Source organism: Massilia sp. IC2-278 (genome assembly GCF_020708045.1).
Lineage (GTDB): Bacteria > Pseudomonadota > Gammaproteobacteria > Burkholderiales > Burkholderiaceae_D > Telluria.
Genome location: NZ_JAJFES010000003.1, coordinates 465191 through 487311, shown reverse-complemented (window position 1 = coordinate 487311; position 22121 = coordinate 465191). Strand labels below are relative to the sequence as shown.

At 66.5% G+C, this 22121-nt stretch carries 20 protein-coding genes and 2 riboswitches; of the genes, 9 read left to right on the top strand and 11 right to left on the bottom strand.

Annotated features, from left to right (window positions below):
- Position 1: 1 nt before the first annotated feature.
- The gene (locus LK540_RS09870) at positions 2-1249 is read right to left on the bottom strand and encodes an efflux RND transporter periplasmic adaptor subunit (protein WP_229437106.1); all 1248 of its coding nucleotides are present in this window, start codon (positions 1247-1249) and stop codon (positions 2-4) included.
- Positions 1250-1477: 228 nt separating this feature from the next.
- On the opposite strand from LK540_RS09870, the gene pnuC reads away from it, so the two are divergent.
- Positions 1478-2071 carry a nicotinamide riboside transporter PnuC gene (pnuC, locus tag LK540_RS09865; protein WP_229437105.1) on the top strand — a complete coding sequence of 198 codons (594 nt, stop codon included), beginning with the start codon at positions 1478-1480 and terminating at the stop codon, positions 2069-2071.
- Complete coding sequence (locus LK540_RS09860) at positions 2068-2577, top strand: AAA family ATPase (protein WP_229437104.1); 510 nt, start codon at positions 2068-2070, stop codon at positions 2575-2577. Before pnuC ends, LK540_RS09860 begins: the two co-directional genes overlap by 4 nt.
- On the opposite strand, the gene LK540_RS09855 is transcribed toward LK540_RS09860, so the two are convergent.
- Together LK540_RS09855 and LK540_RS09850 are read right to left on the bottom strand one after the other, a co-directional pair.
- Entirely contained in the window at positions 2574-4697 is a 2124-nt protein-coding gene (locus LK540_RS09855; RefSeq protein WP_229437103.1) for a TonB-dependent siderophore receptor, read from the bottom strand. The genes LK540_RS09860 and LK540_RS09855 overlap by 4 nt on opposite strands.
- Positions 4698-4776: 79 nt before the next feature.
- Positions 4777-4875: riboswitch (TPP riboswitch) on the bottom strand.
- Between the two features lie 210 nt (positions 4876-5085).
- Positions 5086-6045: a DUF535 family protein gene (locus LK540_RS09850; RefSeq protein ID WP_229437102.1), complete on the bottom strand. Its 960-nt coding sequence runs from the start codon at positions 6043-6045 to the stop codon at positions 5086-5088.
- 260 nt (positions 6046-6305) lie between these two features.
- Between LK540_RS09850 and LK540_RS09845 the strand changes: the two genes are divergently transcribed.
- Positions 6306-7004, top strand: a complete 699-nt coding sequence (locus LK540_RS09845) for a glutathione S-transferase (protein WP_229437101.1) — start codon at positions 6306-6308, stop codon at positions 7002-7004.
- A 6-nt stretch (positions 7005-7010) separates the two neighbouring features.
- Here LK540_RS09845 and dkgB read toward each other — a convergent pair whose 3' ends face one another.
- Positions 7011-7811 carry a 2,5-didehydrogluconate reductase DkgB gene (dkgB, locus tag LK540_RS09840; RefSeq protein WP_229437100.1) on the bottom strand — a complete coding sequence of 267 codons (801 nt, stop codon included), beginning with the start codon at positions 7809-7811 and terminating at the stop codon, positions 7011-7013.
- Between the two features lie 19 nt (positions 7812-7830).
- The gene (locus LK540_RS09835) at positions 7831-9057 is read right to left on the bottom strand and encodes an MFS transporter (protein WP_229437099.1); all 1227 of its coding nucleotides are present in this window, start codon (positions 9055-9057) and stop codon (positions 7831-7833) included.
- A 106-nt stretch (positions 9058-9163) separates the two neighbouring features.
- On the opposite strand from LK540_RS09835, the gene LK540_RS09830 reads away from it, so the two are divergent.
- Positions 9164-10060 carry a LysR family transcriptional regulator gene (locus LK540_RS09830; protein ID WP_229437098.1) on the top strand — a complete coding sequence of 299 codons (897 nt, stop codon included), beginning with the start codon at positions 9164-9166 and terminating at the stop codon, positions 10058-10060.
- 142 nt (positions 10061-10202) lie between these two features.
- A complete protein-coding gene (locus LK540_RS09825) occupies positions 10203-10667 on the top strand; it encodes a VOC family protein (protein WP_229437097.1) in 465 nt (154 codons plus the stop codon).
- Positions 10668-10705: 38 nt separating this feature from the next.
- On the opposite strand, the gene mntP is transcribed toward LK540_RS09825, so the two are convergent.
- A complete protein-coding gene (gene mntP / locus LK540_RS09820; RefSeq protein WP_229437096.1) occupies positions 10706-11272 on the bottom strand; it encodes a manganese efflux pump MntP in 567 nt (188 codons plus the stop codon).
- 27 nt (positions 11273-11299) lie between these two features.
- Positions 11300-11496: riboswitch (yybP-ykoY riboswitch) on the bottom strand.
- 160 nt (positions 11497-11656) lie between these two features.
- On the opposite strand from mntP, the gene LK540_RS09815 reads away from it, so the two are divergent.
- The 4 genes from LK540_RS09815 (at position 11657) to LK540_RS09800 (ending at position 17639) form a co-directional block, all read left to right on the top strand.
- Positions 11657-12562 (top strand): pirin family protein, encoded by a 906-nt coding sequence (locus tag LK540_RS09815; protein ID WP_229437142.1) that lies wholly within the window; start codon positions 11657-11659, stop codon positions 12560-12562.
- A gap of 56 nt (positions 12563-12618) precedes the next feature.
- Positions 12619-13587 carry a PhzF family phenazine biosynthesis protein gene (locus LK540_RS09810; RefSeq protein WP_229437095.1) on the top strand — a complete coding sequence of 323 codons (969 nt, stop codon included), beginning with the start codon at positions 12619-12621 and terminating at the stop codon, positions 13585-13587.
- Between the two features lie 177 nt (positions 13588-13764).
- Positions 13765-14547 (top strand): hypothetical protein, encoded by a 783-nt coding sequence (locus LK540_RS09805; RefSeq protein ID WP_229437094.1) that lies wholly within the window; start codon positions 13765-13767, stop codon positions 14545-14547.
- 137 nt (positions 14548-14684) lie between these two features.
- On the top strand, positions 14685-17639 hold the full coding sequence (locus tag LK540_RS09800; RefSeq protein ID WP_229437093.1) for an EAL domain-containing protein: 2955 nt from the start codon (positions 14685-14687) through the stop codon (positions 17637-17639).
- 32 nt (positions 17640-17671) lie between these two features.
- Here LK540_RS09800 and LK540_RS09795 read toward each other — a convergent pair whose 3' ends face one another.
- The 5 genes from LK540_RS09795 to ompR form a co-directional block, all read right to left on the bottom strand.
- Complete coding sequence (locus LK540_RS09795; protein WP_229437092.1) at positions 17672-18085, bottom strand: DUF4124 domain-containing protein; 414 nt, start codon at positions 18083-18085, stop codon at positions 17672-17674.
- A gap of 128 nt (positions 18086-18213) precedes the next feature.
- Complete coding sequence (locus LK540_RS09790) at positions 18214-18585, bottom strand: RidA family protein (protein WP_229437091.1); 372 nt, start codon at positions 18583-18585, stop codon at positions 18214-18216.
- A complete protein-coding gene (locus tag LK540_RS09785; RefSeq protein WP_229437090.1) occupies positions 18585-19547 on the bottom strand; it encodes a threo-3-hydroxy-L-aspartate ammonia-lyase in 963 nt (320 codons plus the stop codon). Before LK540_RS09785 ends, LK540_RS09790 begins: the two co-directional genes overlap by 1 nt.
- A 22-nt stretch (positions 19548-19569) precedes the next feature.
- Positions 19570-20904, bottom strand: a complete 1335-nt coding sequence (locus tag LK540_RS09780; RefSeq protein WP_229437089.1) for an ATP-binding protein — start codon at positions 20902-20904, stop codon at positions 19570-19572.
- Positions 20905-21097: 193 nt separating this feature from the next.
- On the bottom strand, positions 21098-21865 hold the full coding sequence (gene ompR / locus LK540_RS09775) for a two-component system response regulator OmpR (RefSeq protein WP_229437088.1): 768 nt from the start codon (positions 21863-21865) through the stop codon (positions 21098-21100).
- Between the last annotated feature and the right edge of the window lie 256 nt (positions 21866-22121).

Here is a 22121-nt window from a genome sequence, read left to right as displayed (position 1 = left end):
TTCAGTTGGTGATGCGGATGCTGTCGAGATCCTTGAAGGCCTTGGTGTCGGACACGATGAAGCGCTCGCCCGGCCGCGCACCGGACACCACTTCGACCAGCCTGCCGTCGCCGCCGCCCAGCTGCAGCGTGGTCTTGCGCGCCACGCCGTCGCGCACTGCGAATGCGGGCTGCGGGCCGCTGCCATTGAAGGCGGCGCCGGCGTCGAGCACCAGGGTGCCGGTCTTTTGCTCGGTGACGATGTTGACGTCGACCCGCATCTTGTTGCGCAGCAGCGGGTTGTGCGGCTGTTCGAGGTCGACCAGCAGCTTGACGGTGCCGTTCTGGATCTCGGGCAGGATCGTGTGCACGCGGCCCGCCAGCACCTCGCCGTTCTGCTCGACGCGCACTTTCTGCTCGGGCACCAGCAGGCGAGCATGGAAGTCGGACAGGGTCGCCTCGACGCGGTAGTTGTTCATCTCCGACACCCGCGCCAGCAGCTGGCCGGCGGCCACGCTGGCGCCTTCTTCCTGCACCAGCGAGGTCAGCATGCCGGCCCAGGGCGCGGCCACCTTCGTCTGCGCCAGCCGGCGTTCCTGCTGGGCGATCTGCTTGGCCAGGATCGCCTTTTGCAGGTTGGCGGCGTCGATGCTGCCGGCGGTGGCGCGGCGGCTGTCGGCGATCTGCTCGCGCTGCTGGCGCAGCTGGATCTCGGTGCGCTTGACGTTCAGTTCCGAGGCCAGCAAGTCTTCGCCCGAGACCAGGCCGCTCTGGCGCAGCTTCTGGTTGCGTTCCTGGCGCGCACGGGCCGACAGCAGGTCGAGTTCCAGCAGTTCGATGCTGCTGGCGAGCGCCTTGTGCTTCTGGTCCAGCTCCACCTTCAGCAGGGCGACGCGGTTTTCCTGCTGCGCCAGCTGCTCCTGCAAGGCCTCGAGCGCGAGGCGCACTTCGCGGTCGTCGAGTTCCAGCAGTAGCTGGCCGGCTTGCACCTGCTGGCCCGGTTTCGCATGGACCTTGGCCACGCGGCTGGCGGCCGGGCTGGCCACCACTTCCTCGTGCACCGGGATCACGATGCCGGAGGCGTTCACGGTGCTGGCGACGTCGCCCTTGCGCACGGTGGAGACGATGATGTCGGCGGCGGCCACGCTGGGCCGCAGCAGGCGGTTGATGCCCCAGCAGGCGGCCACGATGGCGGCGAGCAGCAGGATGCCGAGAGCGATGCGGATGCGCTGGCGGCGGCGGATGAAATCGGGAGCGAGGGCCTGGTCCATGGTGAATGTGTGCTTGGTCTTGTCTTCCTTATTGCAAGGGCCGTGCCAGCCCGGTTTGCCCCGTACGCGCCGGGTTGTGGCGGCGCCGGCTGACCGCCTGCGAACACTGGTGTCCGGTTCCGGACAGTTGCTTATCCTTGCGCATTCCCGTGGTAACTCGCATAATCGCCTGCTGACCTGTTCGCGCCGCTTGCGCACCCGATGCGCAGCTTGCGCAGAACCGTCCCAATGAACGATACCCTCGCCATCTTCGGCTTTCCCACCACGCCGCTCGAACTGATTTCGTTTGCCCTCGCGGTCACCACCGTGCTGCTCAACGTGCGCCAGAACCACTGGGCCTGGCTGTTCTCGATCACCTCGTCGGCCACGTATGCCGTGGTGTTTTTCGACGCGCGCCTGTACGGCGACAGCGGTTTGCAGCTGGTCTTCATCGCGGCGTCGGTGTGGGGCTGGTACCAGTGGCTGCGCGGGGCAGGGGAGACGCGCCTGGTGGTCACGCGTTTGCACGGCGCCGGCTGGGCCTGGGCGCTTGCCGGCTGGGCGTTCGGCTTCCTGCTGCTGTCGTGGTTCCTGAAGACCTACACGAATACCGATGTGCCGCACATGGACGCCTTCCTCACCGCCGGCAGCCTGGTCGGCCAGCTGCTGCTGGCGCGTAAAAAAGTCGAGAACTGGGTGGTGTGGATCGTGGTCGACGTGCTGTACGTGGGCCTCTACCTGTTCAAGGACCTGCACGTGACGGCGGTGCTGTATGCGGTCTTCGTGCTGCTGGCCGCACGCGGCCTGCGTGCATGGAGCAATGTCGCGCGGGCGGACCGATGAAGCGCATCGCCATCCTCGGCGCCGAGTCCTCGGGCAAGTCGACCCTGTGCGAGGCGCTGGCGCGGCGCCATGGCACCGTGTGGGTGCCCGAATACCTGCGCGAGTTCGTCGACACGATGGGGCGCGTGCCCTTCGAGGGCGACCAGTTCGGCATCGCCCGCACCCAGCGTGCGCGCGAAGATGCGGCGGCCTTGCAGGCGCGCGGTTACCTGTTCTGCGATACCACGCCCCTGATGACTGCCTTGTACAGCCGCGTCTACTGGGGCCGCGTCGACGCGCAGTTGACGGAACTGGCGCGCAGCCACGACTACGCGCTGACGCTGGTGACCGCCACCGACACTCCCTGGACGCCAGACGGCCTGCAGCGCGAGTCGGAGGAAGTGCGCGAGCTGGTGCACCGCATGGTGCTGGCGGAATTGCAGGAACGGGGCATCCCGTACCTGCTGGTGAGCGGAGACCTGCCGCAGCGCATCCTCCAGGTGGAGAATGCGCTGGCTGCGCTTTAGAAGTCGAACTGCGCCGACACGCGGAAGGTGCGCGGCGCGCCTGGCAGCAAATAGCCGCCCAGTTGCTGGGTGACGTCGCGCCAGTAGAACTTGTCGAACACATTGTCGACGCGCGCACGCAGCGTCACGTTCTGCGACCCCATCTTCATGCCATACGCCGCGCCTAGGCCGAACACGTGGTAGCCCGGTACGTAGACCGTGTTCTGCGGGTCGAAGGCCTTCTTGCCCGCGTACTGCCACTGGCCGCTCACTTTCAGGCCCGGGACGGCCGGCACCGCGTAGTCGGCCCACAGCGTGGTCTTCAGTTCCGGCACGTTGGTGGCGCGCTTGCCGTCGTACAGGGCGTCGCCGGTGTCCTGCTGCTTTGCGCGCAAGGCCATCAAGGTTGCGCCGTAGGTGAGGGCGCCGCTGCTGCGTTGGGCCGCCAGTTCGACGCCGCGGTGCATCTGCTCGCCGTTGCGGATAAAGGTGTTCGCTTCATTGACGTATTCCAGGCCGGTGCTGATCTGGAACAGCGCCGCCGTCAGGCCGATGTCGCCGATTAGGCCCTTGGCGCCGAGTTCGAACTGCTTCGAGCGGTTCGGGCCCAGGTCCTGGTTCTGGTTGGTGGTTTCCATCTCGGCCACGCCGCCCGACTGCAGGCCGTGGGCCACGGTGCCGTACACGTTCCAGCCTGGCGTGACGCTGTACACGAGCGAGGCGCTCGGCAGCAGCCAGTTGCCCTTGTTCGCCGTCGGGCCGAGTGCCAGTTCCGGTGTTTGCGTGCTGTCGATCTTCGTGTAGCGCAGGCCGGCGTGCAGGGCGAGTTCCGGCGTGAGGGTAAGGATGTCCTGCACGAACAGCGAACGTTCACGTTCGGTGTAGCGCTCGCTGACCGGGCCGGTGCTCGGGTTGCCCGGGGCCGGGTCGACGGCCAGGTTGGCGTAGATGTTGCTGTAGCCGGCGTAGTCGTAGACGTAGTCGCCGTAGCTGTTGTGGCGCTCGGCGTAGCCGATGCCGGCGGTGAGCACGTGGCGCAGGGCGCCAGTGGTGAAGCGGCCCTGTACCTGCGCCTGCACGCCGAACGGCGTCTTGCGCTCGCCCACGCTCTGGTAGTCGTACACGTCGTAGTCGCCATTCGAGCAGTAACCCGGGTAGTAGCCGTCGCCCTCGTTGCTGCAGCCGTAAGGGAAGGCGGTGTAGTCGTCGCGCTTGAACCAGTGCTTGTTGGCGGTAACCGTGGCGCGCCAGTCGCTGTTCAAGCGGTAGTCGAAGCGCAGGCCGAAGTTGGCGCTGTCGGTGTCGACCGGCCTGGTCCAGGGCTGGGCATTCAGCAGGGTCTTCGGGTTCACGCCGCGCGGCAGTTCCACGCCGCGGATCAATTGGTAGCCGGGCGCGGTGATCTGTTCCTTGTGCTGGAAGTCGGCGTCCAGCTGCAGCAGGGCATCCGGGCTGATCTGCCAGTCGAAGGCGCCGGACACGAACTGGCGCTTGCCGTCGGCGCCATCCACATACGAACGCAGGCGTTCGGCGGCGGCGTTCACGCGGTAGCCGAAGCGCTTGTCGTCGAAGCGCCCGCCGACATCGACGGCGCCGTACAGGGTGCCGCGCTCGCGCGCTTCGACCGTGACGGAACGCAGGTCGGTGCTGGTGGGGCGCTTGGTGACGAAGTTCAGGATCCCGCCCGGCGCCGCCAGGCCGGCCTGCATGCCGGCCACGCCCTTCAGCAGTTCCAGGCGCTCCTTGTTCTCCAGCGGGATCTGGGCGTCGGTGGGAATCGCGATGCCGTCCTTGCGGTAGCCCGAGTTATTGTTCAGCATGAAGCCGCGCACCGAGAACTGCTCGGCATAGCCGACCGCGTTGTAGGCGTCGCCGACCGAGGCGTCGTAGGCGAGGGCGTCGCTGGCGCTGCGGATCGACAGATCCTGCATCTGCTCGCGGCTGAAGGCGCTGATCGAGACCGGGGTGTCGACGATCGGCATGTCGGCAAAGCCGCCGACGCTGGCGCGGTCGCTCGTGGTCCACTTGCTGCCGCTGACGACGACCGAGGGAATGGCGTCGTTCGTTTGCGCGAATGCCGGAACGGCGAACGCCTGGGCCACGGCGCAGGCGAGGAGGGTGTGCTGCAAAACTGGTTTCATTGTGTGCTCGGATTCGAGCGGCGCACGGGCGCCGCTTTTGAAAAAACCGGAGCCAACGTGGGGGAAGGGCAAACAAATGGGGAACTGCGTTGCGCTTTCCTTCGCTGGCATTATCCAGATCAGGTACGAAGGGTATCTCTCACCCGGAACGCGAATTCCAGGACCCCTAGCGAAGGCGCGAGTGTAGCACGGCGTATGGCGCTTTTGTCAATGCGGAAATGGTGGTGTTCCGTAGGGTGGACACCTGTGTCCACGCGGTATGGCACCGTCGAGCAATCGAAAAGCAAACCGTATGGTGGTGTGCGAGCGAATTGGAGGCCGCCTGAAACGTTGCGGCGTTAATGAGTACGACCGCGTGGACACAGGTGTCCACCCTACGAACAACAATTCAAACCTCCGCCGCCTCGCGCACCGGTGCGGCATGCTCATGATTGGCACGCGCATGCAGCAGGTGCCGCTGCAGGGTCGACTTGGCCGAGGTCTCGATCGCGCGCCAGTAATCGCGCCGTTGCGCCGCGCGCTTGCGGTGTTTCGATGGCATGTCGGCCAGCGGCTTGAGGTAGAAGGGAAGCGAGATCAGCCAGGTGTCGCCGGGTAGCTCGACCCCGCCCAGGATCTTCCAGAATCCATCGTAGGCATTCGCGAAGTGCTTGGCGTCGAGCGGGTCGTAGGCCGGGTGCGCCGTGCACTTCACGCCCGCCACCTGCTCCATGCCCACCGCCTGCGCCACGCCCTGCATCGCGGCGAAGCAGAAGAAGCTCGGCGAGTTGTTGGGGAAGGCGTTCTCGAAGGCTTCGAAGGCTTCGCCGGAATCGCTCCAGCGGCCCTGGTTGCGGGTGATGAAAGGCACCAGCCCCGGCGGCAATCCGGCCACCGCGCCATCGACCCAGGAGAACGACAGCCGGTGCAACACCTTGCCGCCGGCGACCAGGGCGATCGTCAGGTCGCCTTCGGCATTCATGCGCGAGCCCATCTCCAGGCGGATCAGGAACTGGCTGCCGCCTGCCTCGTGCTGCCACAGCGCCAGCCCGCCGCCCGCGTACACGGCCTGCTTGTAGGCGGCATTGAAACTGGTTTCCTCGAAACGGTAATGCGACAGCACGCATTGCACGCGCTGGCGCGCCGACAAACCCTTGACCAGGTAATGGCGGTGGCTCAGGTGGTGGAACAGGTCGGTGTTGGTGGGCGCCGCCACGTAGTTGCGCACCACGTCGAGCTGGCATAGCGCGGCATGGTCTTGCCAGTAGCGCAGCACGCGCGCGCTGCGCAGCACCGCCATCAGGCGCGAGGTGAAGGAAAGCTGGCCGCGGCGGGCCGTCCAGTGCTTGGCGAGGTGGGCGAAGATCATGGTCGCGTTCCGTAGGTGGCGGTGTCAGGCAAACTCATGTTGGCTCAGCTGCCTTTTACCGGCGGTGAGATTGCTCAAGGGAAACAAATTCTTTGAGGCAATCTTTCCGACGCCATGACGGGAAATAGCGAACACGGTTATGCTCCTTCGACTCTGATTCTTGTCAAACGTAATGACATGTTTCTTACAAGAATAACATGAGCCGCGCGCGCCCCCTCCGGAATTTGCTCGATACTGCCGGTTCACTCACGGAGAGAACCATGGCTTACGAACTGTATTACTGGCCCAGCCTGCAGGGCCGCGGCGAATTCGTCCGGCTGGCGCTGGAAGAAGCAGGCGTCGACTATTCCGATGTGGCGCGCGGCTGGCACGGCGTCGACAAGCTGATGGCGGCCATGAAGGAAGGCCCGACGCCCCCGTTTGCGCCGCCTTATTTGCGCGCCGGCGACCTGACGATCGGCCAGACCTCGACGATCCTGATGTTCCTCGGCGAGCGCCACGGCCTGGCGCCCCAGGATACGGCAGGGCGGCTCTGGACCCAGCAATTGCAGCTGACGATTGCCGACGTGGTTGCCGAAGCCCACGAGACCCACCATCCGGCCGGCATGAATGTGTACTACGAAGACCAGAAGCCCGAGGCCTTGCGCCGCGCACAGGAATTCACCTCCGCGCGCATACCCAAGTTCCTCGGCTATTTCGCCCATGTGCTGGACGAGAAGGACTACCTGCTGGGACAGGACGTGACCTACGCCGACCTCTCCCTGTTCCAGGTGCTGGAAGGGCTGAAGTACGCCTTTCCGAAGGCGACGGCGCGCGTGCTGGCCGAGCATCCGCAGCTGGAAGCACTACGCCAGCGCGTGGCCGAGCGCCCGCGCATCGCCGCCTACCTCGGGTCCGAGCGGCGCATCCCGTTCAACGAGGAAGGCATCTTCCGGCATTACCCGGAACTGGACGCCTGAGTTCCTTCAATCCCACTGCGGCGCAAAGTCCGGGCTGACCAGGCGTTCGCCGCGTTCCAGCGCATCGATGGCGGCGATGTCGCCCGCATCGAGCCTGATGCTGCCTGCCGCCAGGTTGCTTTCCAAATTGGCGCGCCGGGTCGAGGACGGGATCACGGCATGACCCTTGGCCAGCAGCCAGGCCAGCGTCACCTGGGCCGGCGTCGCGTCCACGCGCGCTGCAATCGCGCGGATGACCGGCTCGTCGATCACCTTGCCATAGGCGAGCGGCATGTAGGCGGTGACGTGGATGCCGTGTTCACGGGCAAAGGCAGGGACCGCGCGGTTCTGCAGATAGGGATGCAGCTCGACCTGGTTGGTGGCGATGTTCTGCGCGCCGACCGCGGCGATGGCCTCGCGCATCAGCGGGATCGTGAAGTTCGAGATCCCGATGGCGCGGGTCAGGCCGCGTTCGCGCGCCGCCATCAGCGCTTCCATCGACTCAGCCACGGAGACGGCGGCGCCGGGCGAGGGCCAGTGGATCAGGGTCAGGTCGACCGCGCTTGTCTTCAGCTTGCGCAGGCTCTCTTCCAGGCTCGGGACCAGGGTGTTGCGCGACAAATGTTCGGTCCAGATCTTGGTGGTGACGAAGACTTCGCCACGCGCCACGCTGCTGGCGGCAAGCGCCTGGCCAACTTCGTCCTCATTGCCGTAGATTTGGGCGGTGTCGATGTGGCGGTAGCCGAGGTCGAGGGCGTTGGCGACGCTGTCGATGGCTTGCTGGCCTGCCAGGCGGAAGGTGCCGGCGCCGATGTTAGGCATGTTCATGTGATGTCCTTTTAGTGAATTAAACGAGTTCTGCCGGGTTTTGTAGCTGAGGCTGCGATTGCGCCTTGCGGGCCGCTTGAGCCCGTTCATCGCGCCGGTCGAGGTGGCCGGCCAGCGTAGTCAGGGCCAGGGCGCCGAGCACGACCAGCGCGCCGATCGGCGGCGTCGCCATCAGGCCCAATTGTTCGACGATCACGCCGCCGCCCCAGGCGCCGAGCGCGATGCCGAGGTTGAAGGCGGCGATGTTCAGGCCGGAGGCCATGTCCAGCGCCTGCGGCGCATCGCGCTCGGCGCGCTGCACCACATAGAGCTGCAGGCCCGGCACGTTGCCGAAGGCGACCGCGCCCCAGGCCAGCACGGTGGCCACGACCAGCACCGGATGCGGCGCGGTGAAGGTGAGCACGGCCAGCACGACGGCCAGCAGCGCGAACACGACCTGCAGCGCGCGCACCGGGCCCTTGCGGTCGGCCAGGCGTCCGCCCCAGATATTCCCGGCGGCGACCGACACGCCGTACACCAGCATCACCAGGCCCACGCTCGAGGCCGCGAAACCGGCGACGTCTTGCAGGATCGGCGCCAGGTAGGTAAAGGTGATGAACGAACCGCCATAGCCGAGCGTGGTGATGGCATACACCAGCAGCAGGCGCGGCTTTTTCAGGACCGCGAACTGCGCCGCCAGGCTGACCGGCTTGCCGGCGCCGATGGAAGAGGGCACCAGCAGCATGCTGCCGACCATGGCGATCACGCCGAGCAGGGCGACGGCCAGGAAGGTCGACTGCCAGCCGAATTGCTGGCCGATCCAGGTGCCGAGCGGCACGCCGGTGACCAGGGCCACCGTGAGGCCGGTGAACATCAGGGCAATCGCCCGCGCCGCCTTGTCCTTGGGCACCAGGCTGGTGGCAATGGTCGAGCCGATCGAGAAGAAGACGCCGTGCGCGAGGCCGGTCAGCACGCGCGCCGCCATCAGCGCGGCATAGCCGGGCGCCACCGAGGCGACCAGGTTACCGGCCGTAAACAGCAGCATCAGGCCGATCAGCAGGCGCTTGCGCGGCACGCGCGCGGTGAGGGCGGTCAGCACCGGGGCGCCGACCGCCACGCCCAATGCGTACAGGCTGACCAGCAGGCCGGCCGAGGGAAGCGAGACGCCGAGGCTGGCGGCAACGTCAGGAATCAGGCCGACGATGACGAATTCAGTGGTCCCGATGGCAAAGGCGCTTAATGTGAGCGCCCATAAAGCGAGTGGCATAGTGTTCTCCTGCAGCCAATGTTGAAAAGTAGGGCTGCAGTGTGAGCGAAACAGGCCGCCAGAAAAATCCTTTGCCCTACAATACACTTTTGACTGGGAGTCACGAATGATCGACGTAGAGGCATTGATTGCATTCTCCGCAGTCATGGATGCGGGATCGTTTTCCGGCGCCGCCGAGCGCCTGGGGCAGACGCCGTCAGGTGTCTCGCGCACGGTTGCGCGACTGGAAAAGCAGCTCGGCATGACCCTGCTGCACCGGACCACGCGCCGCCTGCAGCTCACCGACGAGGGCGCCTGGCTGCTCGAGCGTGCGCGCGCCATCCTGGTCGACCTCGAGCACACCGAGCTGGAAGCGGCGGCGCGCCGCTCGCAACCGTCCGGGCTGGTGCGCGTGAACGCGGCCACACCCGCGCTCGACCACCTGCTGGCGCCGCTGGTGCCGGCCTTCCTCGACGCCTACCCGCTGGTACAGCTGGAACTGACCAGCGGCGAAACCGTGGTCGACCTGATCGAGGAGCGCGCCGACCTGGCGATCCGCATCGGTCAATTGCCCGACTCGACGCTGAACGCGCGCCGCCTCGGCAGCAGCCGCATCCGCGTGCTGGCGGCGCCCGGCTACCTGGCGCGACACGGCACGCCGGCCAATGTGGCCGAGCTGGCCCAACATCGCCTGCTGGGCTTCTCGAAGCCGGCCTCGCTGAACACCTGGCCGCTGGCCCGGGATGGCGCCGAGGGCTATACCATCGAACCCGCCGTCACCGCGTCGAGCGGCGAGACGGTGCGCCACCTGGCGCTGGCCGGCGCCGGCATCGCCTCGCTGTCGGATTTCCTCACGCGCGCGGACATCGCGGCCGGCCGCCTGGTGCCGGTGCTACCTGACGCGGCGCTGCCCTGGGACCAGCCGGTGTGGGCCGTGTTCTACAAGCAGGGCGCGCTGGCGCCGCGGGTGACGGCGCTGGTGGATTTCCTGGCGCGCGAACTGGCGCCGCTGCTGGAAAACTAGCCTGCGCGCGGGAAGAATGCCGCGTTCGTTTGGCGCAGCGCAGCACAGCCGATGGTTGCACGAACTTCAAGCCGGCGCTACGCTCGAACAGCAGTACAAGAACCCGCCGTAGCGGTCACCCATCCTGAAAGGAGCGCGCAACATGAGTTCGGAAGTCAAACCCGTCGAAGAGGGCATGCACACCATCACCCCGCACCTGACCTGCGCCAACTGTCACGAAGCCATCGAGTTCTACAAGCGGGCCTTCGGCGCGCGCGAGGTCATGCGCTCGCTTATGCCCGACGGAAAAATCGGTCACGCCATGCTGCGCATCGGCGACTCGCCGCTGTTCCTGGCGGACGAGTTTCCCGATTACGGCGCTTTCGGTCCGCTGGCGCTGAAAGGCTCGTCGGTCAACATCCACCTGGCCCTGCCCGATGTCGATGCGGTGTGGGAGCAGGCCGTGGCCGCCGGCGCGACCGTCAAGATGGAACTGGCCGACCAGTTCTGGGGCGACCGCTACGGCCAGATCGAAGACCCGTTCGGGCATCGCTGGTCGCTGGCCCAGCACGTGCGCGACGTGTCGGAAGAAGAAATCCAGGAGGCCATGAAGAACATGTGCGCCTGACCGTCCGGGCTCAGGCTGTGGCGGCGCTCAGGTGGCGCTCAGGTGGCGCTCAGGTGCTGATACAGGATCAGGCTGCCGATCACGATCAGCACCAGGCCGCCCATGATCTCGGCGCGCTTGCCGACCAGCGCGCCGAGGCCGCGGCCCAGCATCACGCCGATCGTCACCATTACGAAGGTGGCAAAGCCGATGGCGGCCGCGGTGACGGCGATGTTGGCGTCGATGAAGGCAAGGCCGGCACCGACGATCAGGGCGTCGATGCTGGTGGCCACGCCGGTGATGGCCAAGCGCCAGAAGCCGTGGCTGGAGGGTTTCTCGTCGTCGAACTCGGGCGCGCTGAAGCCTTCGCGGATCATGCGCAGGCCGAGCAGGCCGAGCAGGACAAAGGCGATCCAGTGGTCCCAGGCCTGGACGTAGGGCGCCGCCGCATTGCCCAGCACCCAGCCGAGCAGCGGCGTCAGGCCCTCGATCACGCCGAAGATCAGGCCGGTGCGCAAGGCTTCGCGCAACTGCGGACGCTGCAGCGCGGCGCCCTTGCCGACGGCGGCGGCAAAGGCATCGGTGGACATGGCCAGGGCGAGAGAGGCGGTGGCGGCGAAATTCATGGAACGCTTTCTGTCGGGCGAACGCAAAGGCAGGCCCGCGCGGCCCGAACTCCGCACGCAGGCTTGCCAAAGGTCTTGCCAACCGAACAGGGCGCGAATTCACACACAAGATGCTGAACGCGCGCGCTTGGCTGCCCGTACCACGGCCGCTTGTGTTTGCTGGCCGAGTATGTTGATACGGGAACTTCCTGGGAGGAAGCAGGCTACTCCCCAATGGGAGCCGACATTATAACCGAGGGCCCGGCTCGGCAGTACAGCAGGAATGTGGGCATTTGCACAAGAGAATACCGAAACGCGTAGACTGTGCGGCAAGCGGCATACCTCGTGTATGCCATCCACCGATCCACAGGAGGCAGCTTGGACACCATTGACCACGACAGCGGCATGCACGACATCGACATCGTCATCGTTCCGCCCACGCACGACCTCGGCGACGGCTTCAAGGTGCGCCGCGCGCTGCCCAGCCGCCAGCGGCGCATGGTCGGTCCCTTCGTCTTTCTCGACCAGATGGGTCCGCACGTGTTCACGCCCGGCCAGGGCCTGGACGTGCGCCCACACCCGCACGTCTGCCTGGCCACCGTCACTTACCTGTTCAGCGGCGAAATCCTGCACCGCGACAGCCTGGGCGTCGTGCAAGCCATCCAGCCCGGCGCGGTCAACTGGATGACGGCCGGGCGCGGCATCGTCCACTCCGAGCGCACCGCCCTTGAACGCCGCCAGGCAGGTTCCGATCTGTTCGGCCTGCAATGCTGGGTGGCGCTGCCACGCGCGGTGGAAGAAAGCGATCCCGCCTTTGCCCACATCGGCAAGGGCGAGCTGCCCTTCATCGAAGACGGCGGCGTCAGCGCGCGCGTGGTGGCCGGCAACTACTGGGGCAAGAAGGCGCCGGTGCCGACCCACTCCGACATGTTCTACGTCGACCTGACCCTGCAGCCCGGCGCGCGCATCGCCATGCCGGCCGAGTACCACGAGCAGGCCCTGTACATCGTCGAAGGCAGCATCGACCTCGGCCGCGACGGCGTATTCGAGGCCGGGCAGCTGGTGGTGCTGAAACCCAAGGCCGAAGTCATCCTGCGCGCACCCGGGCCGGGGCCAACGCGCGCCATGCTGCTCGGCGGCGAACCCATGGACGGCCCGCGCTACCTGTCCTGGAACTTCGTCGCCAGCTCCGCCGAGCGCATCGAACAGGCGCGCGAGGACTGGCGCAACGGCGCCTTCCCGCAGGTGCCGGGCGAAACCGAATTCATCCCGCTGCCTGACACGCTGGGCAAGCCGGTGCACTATCCCTGAGCGCGCCTGAACAATGGCATAAAGGCAGCATTCCACTCCACCCTGATTAGTCAATCATGCAATTTTCCGAACAAGCCGCTCAGAACCAGGACCCGGCCGATGTCTCCGGCGTGCAGCGCATTGCCGCTTTTTCCGACGGTCTCGAAGGCGGCAATCCGGCCGGCGTCTGGATCGGCGCCGCGCTGCCGCCCGCGGCCGAGATGGGGCGCATCGCCCACGCCATCGGCTTTTCCGAAACCGCCTTTGCCGCGCCGCTCGACGCCGGGCCAGGGCAGGGCGGCTACCGGGTGCGCTATTTTTCGCCCGAAGCCGAGGTGCCGTTCTGCGGCCACGCTACCATCGCCCTCGGCGCCGCGCTGGCGGCCGCACATGGCGACGGCGTGTATGCGCTGACACTGAACGACGCCCGCATCACGGTCGAAGGCCGGCGCCATGCCGAAGGGGATGGCAAGAGCAGCAAGCCCGGCGATGGCGGGGAAAACGTGCAAGCCCAGGCCGCACCCGGCCTGGTCTCGGCCGCCCTGCAATCGCCGCCCACGCGCAGCGCACCCGCGCCGGAACATGTCGTCGAACGCGCCCTGGCCCTGTTCGGTTACCGCCAGGAAGACCTCGACCCGCGCATCCCGCCGGCCCTGGCCCACGGCGGCGCCGACCATCTGGTGCTGGCCCTGCGCAGCCGCGCGCTGCTGGCGGCGATGCAGTACGAACTGGACGCCGGCCGCGCCTTCATGCGCGAACTCGGCATCGTGACCGTGGTGCTGGCCTGGGCCGAGACCGATACGCTGTTCCACACGCGTAATCCCTTCGCCGCCGGCGGCGTCTACGAAGACCCGGCCACCGGCGCCGGTACCGCGGCCCTGGCCGGCTACCTGCGCGACCTGGGCTGGACAGGCGGGCAGGGAGCCGGCGGGCAGATCGACGTGGTGCAGGGCGAGGACATGGGCATGCGTTCGCGCCTGCGCGCCAGTTTCGATGGCGCCCCGGGTGGATCGATCCGCGTGTCCGGTACGGCACGTTCCATGTAGAAAGGACGCCCGAGTATTGCTGAGCGTGGATGTTGCCAGGTCGTTAGCACAGGCATTCCAAGGATGATGAATAGAAGGCAAAAAGTGCCTCTTATTAGCGTTTTGATTACATTCAGAAGATTGATAATGATCAATAACAGCCGTTAGCCAACATCATTTTTCAAGGAATGTCCTGTCATGGAAATGCGTACCCCAGCAATGTTCTCCGCAACTCCTGCGCGCTCGGAAATGCCGACCGAGCGCCTGCCGTTCACGATCCGACGGGTCGAGAACGAGGACAGCCTGAAGAAAGCCGTTGCCATTCGCCACGCCGCCTATGCGCGCCACGTGCCCGAGTTCGCCCGCTCGCTGGCCCTGCCGGAAGCCTGCGACTATGAAGAAGACACCGTGGTCCTGCTGGCCGAGTCCCGCCTCGACGGCACGCCGCTGGGCACGGCGCGCATCCGCACCAACATCCACCACCCGCTGCACATCGAGGAATCGGTGGTGCTGCCGCAGTGGCTGCAGGGCCGCAGCCTGGGCGAGGTCGAGCGCCTCGGCGTGGGCGAGGGCCGCATCGGCCACATGGTGAAGGTGGCGCTGGTGAAAGCCTTCTTCGAGTACTTCGAGAAGACCGGCATCGAGTACGCCGTGATCGCCGGCCGCGCTCCGGTCGACCGCCACTACGAACAGCTGCTGTTCACCGACGTCTTCGGCGACAAGGAAATGGTGCCGCTGCGCCACGCCGGCAACATGCCGCACCGCGTGATGGCCTTCGAGATCGCCAGCGGCGAAGCGCGCTGGACCGCCGCGAAACACCCGCTGCTGAAGTTCTTCCGCCATACCCATCATCCGGACATCGATGTCGGGGTAGTTAGCACGACGGCAAGCGATGTCAATACCGGCCGTGGCGCGCAGGCGACACCTGCCGCGCCGCAGGCGCCGATTTCGGCTCCGCTGGGCCAACTGGCTGCCGCCTGACCAAATATTGCATGACGGCATGTAGTCCAGGCTGTATTCTAAAGGGGTGAAGCGCGCTGGCAGCAGGCTGGCGTTTGTCAGCCCGATTCGTCCAGCCTATGCCCCAGCCGTCCACGCCCGCACGACCTTCGTTATCCGTGTATCTCGACCGCCTGTTCACGGCGGGCATGCACTTGCTGTCGGTCTACCTGGTGCCGATCGGGGTAGCGCTGGTATCGATCCTGGCCCTCGCTTCCTGGAACAGCCATTACATCGCCCGCGGCGACGTGGTGCTGCCGCTGCGCGTGCTGGCCGAGCGCGGCCCCGAGCTGGCGCCCGACGAAGCCTTGCGCCAGCTGGGCCACCGCCATGCGGTCGAGCGCTACGACACCCATCTTTCCGAAGCTCCGCTCTGGTTCGCCCTGCGTCCGCACGTCCAGGGCGAGGGGCCGCAAGTCATCGAATTCCCGTCGCGCCACGCCATCGATATCCGCTGCTGGGACGGCGCCACCGGGCAAGCCCTGGGCTTCGCCTCGCATGAAGCCTCGAGCGGCGCGCTGAGCCCGGCCAAGGCCGGCTTCGTGCTCAAGCCCCAGGCCATGCCGGCCGAACTCATCTGCCGCGCACGCTTCACCGGTCCGGCGCGCGTGAGCGCCGTGCAATGGCCGGCCGCCGAGATGACCCTTTCGGTCCAGCAATTCCACCGCAAGTCCGGCCTGCTCGACGGCGGCATGATCGTATTGAGCCTGTTCATTTTGATCACGGCCCTGATCAACCGCCAGCTGCTGTATTTGCAGTTCGCGGTCTGGCTGATCCTGAACCTGCGCGTCGGCGCCATCTCGGCCGGCTGGGACATCCAGTGGCTGGGCCAGGAATTGCCGCAAGCCTGGCTGGCGCCGAGCCGCGCCGTGACCACGGCCCTGTACGGGATCGCCACCATGGCCCTGTACTTCAAGCTGTTCGGCGAGGAACTCGCGCGCAGCCGCCTGGCGGTGCCGCTGCGGGTGGCGCAAGGCCTGTGCCTGTGCCTGCTGCCCATGGCGTTGCTGCTGCCTTTCAGCATCTACTTGCCGGCGATGTGGGTCCTGGTCGCGCCCGGCCTGGCCCTGATGACGGTCGGCCTGTTCGGCATCATGCGCAATGCCCAGGCGCGGGTGGCGATGTGGTTCGCGGCCTCGTTCGCCGTGACCTTCATGTCGACCCTGGCCGAAGTGATTTCCGCCGCCGTCGGCCTGCGCGAAATGCTGGGCGTGGTCAACAGCGTCACCGCCGCCCTGGCCTCGAGCCTGCTGGCGGCGCTGGCGGTGGCCGAGCAGATGCGTCTCGAGACGCAGAAACGGATCGCGGTGCAGGCCGAGCTGGAGCATGCCTACGAGGCCATGCCGGTGGGCTTGTTCACGCTCGACCTGTACGGCGCCTTCCTGTCGGCCAATCCCGCCCTGTGCCGCATGCTCGACTGCACGCTGCCCGGGTCGGCCTCGGCCTCAAGCTCGGCCACGGGTTTCGATTCCGGTACGCAGGCCGATCGCAGCCGTATCCTGTGGCAGCAGTTCTTCGACGACAATTCCTGGTTCCACCTGCGCGATCAGGTGCACCTGCAGACGAATATCGAGATGGAACTTGCCAGCCGCGACGGCGAGCGCCGCTTCCTGGTGCGCGCGACCCTGGCCCATGGCCGCATCGAAGGCGTGCTGGAAGACATCACCGAAAAAACCAAGGCCACCGAGCAATTGCGCTTCATGGCCAACAACGATCCGCTGACCAAGGTCTTCAACCGCCGCGGCATCGAGAAGACCTTCGAGGCGGCAGCCGTGTCGCTGGCCTCGGGCAAGCCCCTGTCGGTGGCCTACATCGACCTCGACCGCTTCAAGCTGATCAACGATTTGTTCGGTCACGCGGCCGGCGACGAAGTCCTGAAGCAGGTGTGCGAACGGATGGCGATGATGCTGGCCGGCGGCCAGCAGATCGGCCGCGTCGGCGGCGACGAATTCGTGATCGTCATGCCCGACACGGCGATTCCGCTGGCCTCGCTGATCTGCCGCGGCATCGTCGACCGCATCGGCGGCACGCCTTACCGCGTCGGCGACAAGGCCTTCCATGTGCGCGGTTCGGTCGGCCTGATCGAGGTGTCGCACGGCATGCCGATGAAGGACGCGATTTCCACCGCCGACCGCGCCTGCCGCCAGGCCAAGGAAGCCAGCGACGGCCTGGTGGTGTACGAGCGCAATGCGCGCGCCTTCCACGAGCGCGAGGCCGAGCTGAACCTGGTGGCGAAACTGCAGGGGCCGAACGCCACCGACGGCCTGTTCCTCGAGATGCAGCCGATCATGTCGCTGAAGACGCCGCACGATTCGCTCAACTTCGAGGTACTGCTGCGCATGCGCGGGCCTGACGGCAGCGTGCTGCCGGCCGGTCCGCTGATCGGCGCGGCCGAGAAATGCGGGCGCGCCGGCGTGATCGACCGCTGGGTGCTGTCGAGCACCCTGGCCTGGATTGCCGAGAACGTGCAGAAGCTGCCGCATACCCGCTTCGTGTGCATGAACCTGTCGGGCGCCTCGCTGAACGACGAGCGCTTCGTGCAGGACACGCTGGAGATTTTGGCGCGCCACGTGCACGTGGCCAGCCGCCTGTGCATGGAAATCACCGAAAGCGTGGCCCTGCACGACCTGGACAACACGCGCCGCTTCATCGACCAGGTGCGTAATTTCGGCGTGAAGGTGGCGCTGGACGACTTCGGCGCTGGCTATACCTCGTTCTCCTACCTGAAGGAATTGCCGGCGGACGTGCTGAAGATCGACGGCAATTTCATCGTCAACATCAACGCGCATCCGGCCAACGTGGCCATCGTCGAGGCCATCGTCAACCTGGCGGTGAACCTGGGCATGAAGACGATCGCCGAATGGGCCGAAGACGCGGCCACGGTGCAGACCCTGGCCGAGATCGGCGTCGATTACGTGCAGGGCTGGGCCGTGTCGCGCTCGCTGGCGCCGGAGCGCATGCTGGGGGCGCCGTCCTCGGCCAGCTTCATCGAGGACGGGGAGCTGCTGGAGATGCTGCCGACGCTGGGCGCGGCCGGGGCGCTCGACCTGCGCGGTTTCATGCGCATGGGGTAGGTCGCCGCGGCAAGGCCGCGGCAAGGCGTATTTCAGCGGCTCGTCACCAGCTGGGTGCGGTCCGAGTCGAGCAACAGCAGTTGCGCACGCGCCGCCTTCAGGGTGGCGACGTCGCGCGCCAGCGGACGGTCGCGCTGCGGCATGCGCGGGCGCCAGTCGTGCTGCTGCTGCATGCGCGGCGACCCGGCGAAGCGCTGGATCGGCTGCGGCTGCCCGGCGTCCGGTGCGGCCTCGCTGACGGACGTACCCTGCATGGAGGCATCCTGCACCAGGGCAGGGGCGGCGGCCGTCATGCGCGTGGCGCGCGCGCCGCTTTCGCAAGGCTGGTCGGTCAGCGTCACGTTGCCGGCGCTGTCCACGCATTTCAGGATCTCGGTTCCGGCGAGTGCGGCGGGGGCGGCCGCCAGGGCCGCCAGGCTGATGCTCAGAGAGGCCAGGATTCTCATGGTTGGCTCCTTGTTCGATGGAGCCATTCTCCCGGCCGAGGCCGCCTGTCTCTGTTAGGTGACTCACCCTGGGTAAAGAATTGTCAAAAAAACCACGGATGAGCTAGCCCGGCCATGGGCTGCAAGCCTCAGCGCCGCTGCGCCACGAGTTGCACTTCCACCAGGAAACCATAGTGCAGGGCCGGCACCGGCACCACGGCGCGCGCCGGGCGGTGCTCGCCGAATACGGCCGCATAGCAGGTGTTAAAGGCCGGCCAGTGCTCGACCCCGGCGATGTAGGCGGTGCACTGGACCACGTCATCGAACCCGCAGCCGGCCGCGCACAGCACCTTGGCGCACTGGTCGAATACCGAGGCGCACTGGGCGTCGAAGCCGGCGCCGGCGTCGACGTCGGCGCGCGCCGGCAAGATCCCCGACAGGAATACCAGCCCGCCGGCCGCCACCGCCTGCGAATAATGCCCGGCCGGCGGCGGCAGTTCGTCGGACTGGATGAATTCCATCAGGCGCCCACCAGTTGGGCGAAGCGCGACAAGTCGACGTTGCCGCCGCTGATCAGGACGCCCACGCGCTTGCCGGCTACCGGGTAGACGCCATGCAGGGCCGCTGCCGCACCCAGGCAGCCGGTCGGCTCGACCATTATCTTCATGCGCTCGGCAAAAAATTTCATGGTCTCCACCAGTTGCGCATCGCTGACGGTGACGATGTCGTCCACGCGGCGTCGAATGACCTCGAAATTGTGTTCGCCGACGTGGGTGACCATGGCGCCGTCGGCAATCGTGTCCGGCACGCCGATGTGCACGATCTCTCCCTTGCGCAGCGATTGCTGGCCGTCGTTGCCCGCCTCCGGCTCGACGCCGATCACCTTGCAGTCCGGCGCCAGGCCCGATGCGGCCAGCGCGCTGCCGGCCAGCAGGCCGCCGCCGCCGAGCGGCACCAGCAGCACGTCGAGCGGGCCGACTTCTTCGAAAAGCTCCTTCGCCGCCGTGCCCTGGCCGCAGATCACGTCCGGGTGGTCGTAGGGCGGAATCAGGGTCATGCCGCGTTCTTCGGCCAGGCGGCGCCCGATCTCTTCGCGGTTCTCGGTGTAGCGGTCGTAGAAGATCACTTCGCCGCCGTATTCCCTGGTCGCCTGGACTTTGAGCGCCGGGGCGTCCTTCGGCATGATGATGGTAGCGCGGATGCCGGCCAGGCGCGCCGACAGGGCGATTGCCTGGGCGTGGTTACCCGACGAGAAGGTCAGCACGCCGGCCGCGCGCTGGGCATCGGTGAAGCGCGCGATGGCGTTGTACGCGCCGCGGAACTTGAAGGCGCCCATGCGCTGGTAGTTCTCGGCCTTCAAGAACACGGCCGCATTCGCGCGCGCGTCGAAGGTGGTCGAGGTGAGCACCGGCGTGCGGTGGGCGGCGCCTTCGAGGCGTGCGGCGGCCTGTTCGACGTCGCTGTACTGCAGGGTAGTGGTCATGGCAGGTAAGGGAAAAAGAAAATCAGGAAGCCAGCGGCAGGGCCAGTTGCACCAGCAGCCCGCCGCCTTCGCGGTTGCGCACCGTGAGTTCGGCATTGTGGCGGCTGACCACGCGCTCGACGATTGCCAGGCCAAGGCCGGCGCCATTCGCCTGGCCGCGCGCGGTATCCAGGCGCGTGAAGGGTTTCAGCAGCTGGTTGATCTGGTCCTCGGGCACGCCGGGGCCATGGTCGCCGATCTCGACCACGGCGCGCCGGCCTTGCGGCGTGGTGCGGACGTGGCAGGAAAAATCGATGCTGGTCGTGTCCTCACCCGGCGTACGCGCGTAGCGGCGCGCGTTCTCGACCACGTTGTTGAACACGCGGCGCAAGTCGGTCTCGTTGCCGAGCACGACGATGCCTTCGTCGATGTCGGTGCTGGTGCGCACGTCGGGCATGCGCGCCGCGTGCATGGCGCTGTCGGCCAGCAGGCCGGACAGGTCCACCGCCACGAACGTGGCGGCCTCGGTCGGCTTGGCGTAGTCGAGGAACTGGCCGATGATGGCGTCCATCTGGGCGATGTCCGACTGCATGCCTTCGCGCGCATCCTGCGACAAATTCGCCATCTCGACTTCGAGCTGCATGCGCGCCAGCGGCGTGCGCAAGTCGTGCGAGATGCCGGCCAAAATCACGGCGCGGTCCTTCTCCACCTGCGCCAGGTCCTCGACCATCTGGTTGAAGCTGCGGTTCGCCTCGATGATCTCCTGCGGCCCCTTTTCCGGCAGCGGCGCGGGCTTCTCGCCCTTGGCAAAGGCGCGCGTGGCGGCGGTCAGGCGCGCCAGCGGGAGGTTGATCAGGCTCGAAATCAGCGCCGCGCCGAGCAGCGACACCAGGCCCACCACGCTGGCCCAGCCCAGCCACTGGATGCGGGTCAGGCCGGCCAGGCGCTCGCGTTCGAGCATCAGCCAGTACTGGTCATCCTCGATGCTGAAGCTGATCCAGAAGCCGGCCATGCCGTTCACGCGGCTGGAAAATCGCGTCTGCTGGCCGAGCTTGTTGCGCACGGCGGCGGCGATGTCGGGCATCAGGGCGTTCGCCGGCGGCGGGTCGACCTGGTCCGAGTCTTCGAGCGTGAAGATGCGGATGCCTTCGTTCGAGACCAGCTCGAACAGCAGCTCGCGGCGCAGTTCCGGCGCCGAGTGGGTCAGCGCCGCCTTGGTGATGGTGACCACCGAGACCACCAGTTCGGCGGTCTGCTGCACCTGCGGCCCGCGCTGGAACACGTTCAGCATGCCGATCCACGAACCCATCGACAGCGTCGTGAGCAGCGACATCAGGAAGAAGGTGCGCCAGAACAGGCCGCTGCGCGTCCAGGGCATTCGGCCCGGACGCGACGAAGATGGCGATGCGAACACTAAGTACTCACCCATAAATAAATGTGTTTTTGGCGGCCATAACCGGCGCTGTGCTGCGTTGGCTCGTACTTGCAGTGCTCGCACTGCGGCGCACTCGCCGCCTTGCACCGCATCCGGTTCTGTTTGCCAAAATTCACATTTATTTCCGGTTGAGTACTTAGCGCGGCTGGCCTTCAGGAATGAAGACGTAGCCCAGGCCCCAGACGGTCTGGATGTAGAGCGGGCTCGATGGGTCGGGTTCGATGAGTTTGCGCAGGCGCGAGATCTGCACGTCGAGCGAGCGGTCGAAGACTTCGTATTCGCGCCCGCGCGCCAGTTCCATCAGCTTTTCGCGCGAGAGCGGCTGGCGCGCGTGGCGTGCGAACACCTTCAGCACCGAGAATTCGCCGGTGGTCAGGGGCACGGTCTCGCCGTTCTTCTTCAGCGTGCGGGTGCCGAGGTCGAGCACGAACTGGCCGAACTCGAAGGTCTGCGGGGTTTCCGACGGCGCGCCCGGGATTTCGTCCGGGCCCTTGCGGCGCAGGACGGCGCCGATGCGCGCCACCAGTTCGCGCGGATTGAAAGGCTTCGGCAGGTAGTCGTCGGCGCCCATTTCCAGGCCGACGATGCGGTCGACGTCTTCGCCCTTGGCCGTCAGCATGATGATCGGGGTCTGGTCGCCGGCGCCGCGCAGGCGGCGGCAGATCGACAGGCCATCTTCGCCCGGCAGCATCAGGTCGAGCACCAGCAGGTCGTAGCGCTCGCGCAGCCACAGCTTGTTCATGGCCGGCGCGCTTTCGGCGGTAACGACCTGGAAGCCCTGTTCGGTGAGGTAGCGGCGCAGCAGGTCGCGCAGGCGCACGTCGTCGTCGACCACCATGATCTTCGCGCTATGGCCGCCGGTGCTGACTGGGGTGGCGGGATTCGTGTTGGAAGATGTATTCATATGCTGTCAGTTTGTCAGATTCGTATCGCTATGGTAACTTCTCTGCCGCTTCGGAGCGGGTGTTACGAGCGGGGCATTACATTGTGTTACAAACTTTACCCAATTGGTCTTATACCCGGTAAGCATTCCACATACACTGGGACCCATCGAAGCTTATCTGTTTATCCGGCATCGCGGAAGAGGAACACCATGACAAACGCGCTCACCAAAACCAATGCAGCAGCCCGGGGCCCAGGCCCCCGGTTCGCCCGCCTGG